Genomic DNA, 1856 nt, shown 5'->3' with positions numbered 1-1856 from the left:
GTGCGTCCGGCACTGCGGCCGGTTCCCCGGCACGCCACCCGGCAGCGCCGTCAGCGTCGCCGGCATCAGCACCCACGACGCCACCCCGCCGAGCGCCATCAGCCCGGCGCAGATCCACGCCGCCTTGCCGAACGCCGCGTTCACCTCGGTCGCCGACCGGTACTCGTCGGTGGACAGGCCGATCGCCAGCGGCAGCGCCGCCACGGCGAGCAACTGCGCCACCCGCGCCGCCGCGTTGTTCACCCCGCTGGCGATCCCGGCCCGCCGTACCTCCAGCGAGGCCAGCACGGTCGCCGTCAGTGGCGCCACGAACAGGCTCATGCCCAGCCCCTGCACCAGCACCGCCGGGAACACGTCGTGCCAGTAGCCGCCGCCCGGATGCACCCGGTGCAGCAACAGCAGCCCGCACGCCGCCACCAGCGGGCCCACCGTCAGCGGCAGTCGCGGCCCGATGCGCTGCGCCAGCGCCCCGGCCGGTCCCGACAGCACCGTCATCAGCAAGGTGATCGGCAAGGTGGCGATCCCGGCCTCGAACGCGTCGTAGCCCAGGCCGTTCTGCAACTGCACCGGCAGCAGGAAGAACACCCCGCCGATCGCCCCGTACAGACACAGCGTCACCCCGTTGGTCGCGGTGAACAGCCGGGACCGGAAGATCCCCAGCGGCAGCATCGGCCGTGCCGTGCGCCGCTCCCGCACCACGAACGCCACCCCCACCAGCACGCCGCCCACCGCCACCGCCGACGCGGTGCCCGCCCCCGAGGTCGGCGCCGCGATCAGCGCGAACGTCACCGCGCCCAGCGACAGCGCCGCCAGCCCCGCTCCCAGCACGTCGAACCGGCCCTCCGCCTCCCAGTCCCGGCTCTCCGGCACGCCCCGGGCCAGCGCCAGCACCACCGCCGCCAGCGGCAGATTGATGAGGAAGATCCACCGCCAGCCGGGGCCGTCCACCAGCCAGCCGCCCAGGAACGGGCCGAACGCGATGGCCACCCCGCCGAGCCCCGACCACAGGCCCACCGCCTTCGCCCGCTCCTGCGGCCGGAACGAGGACTGGATCAGCGCCAGCGAACCCGGCGTCAGCTGCGCCCCGCCTACGCCCTGCAAGCCGCGCGCCACCACCAGCGCCGCCCCGTTGGGTGCCAGACCGCACAGCAGCGAGGCCACCGTGAACCACACCACCCCCCACATGAACACCCGCCGCCGCCCGTAGCGGTCACCGAGCCCGCCGCCGAGCAGGATCAGTCCGGCCAGGGTGAGCATGTACGCGTTGAGCGTCCACTGGAGGGTGGCCAGCGGCGCGCCGAGCCCCTCCCCGATGCGCGGCAGCGCCACGTTCACGATCGTGCCGTCCAGCATCGCCATCCCGGAGCCGAGGACGGCGGCGGCGAGCACCCGGCGGCCTCCCGGGCTCGCCGTGCTCAGGCCCTCCTGAGGTGCGGTCATGGCGGCAGGCTCGCACGGCGGCCACCGGTACCCGCGCAGGCGCCGCCGGGCGCGGCGCCGTCAGACCGGGCCCGCCTCCCGGTCCCCGCCCCCGCCCCCGCCCCCGGGCAGCAGTTCCGGCAGCGGCGCCAGCCGGCCGACCACCTCCGTCCCCCCGTACACCGGCGCCGTGGCGAACGGCGCCAGCGGCTCCGGCGCAACCCCGCAGCGCCGCAGCGCCGCGACGGTGGCCGGCATCCGCGCCCGGTCCGTCCCGGCCGCGATCTTCACGGCCACCGCCCAGCCGTCCGGCAGCGCGGCGATCTGCACCCCTTCGAACCCGTCCTTGGCCAGCAGCCCCGGCACCGCCCGCATCAGCCCGGGAACGGCTCACCGGGGAACGGATCGCGGCGGTGACGGCGGACGGGTGCGGCGCG

At 76.1% G+C, this 1856-nt stretch carries 1 protein-coding gene and 1 pseudogene; both read right to left on the bottom strand.

Features of this window, described 5'->3' with window-relative positions:
- The coding region (locus ACFV5N_RS27520) for a DHA2 family efflux MFS transporter permease subunit (protein WP_385605167.1) at positions 1–1440 on the bottom strand (1440 nt) is incomplete at its 3' end.
- A gap of 60 nt (positions 1441–1500) precedes the next feature.
- Positions 1501–1806, bottom strand: a pseudogene (locus ACFV5N_RS27515) (asparaginase); the annotation flags it as partial.
- Positions 1807–1856: the final 50 nt, after the last annotated feature.

It is taken from the genome of Streptomyces sp. NPDC059853 (assembly GCF_042731495.1).
GTDB lineage: Bacteria > Actinomycetota > Actinomycetes > Streptomycetales > Streptomycetaceae > Streptomyces.
Note: the sequence above shows the minus strand (reverse complement) of the source record. Positions and strands in the feature narration are given on the sequence as shown.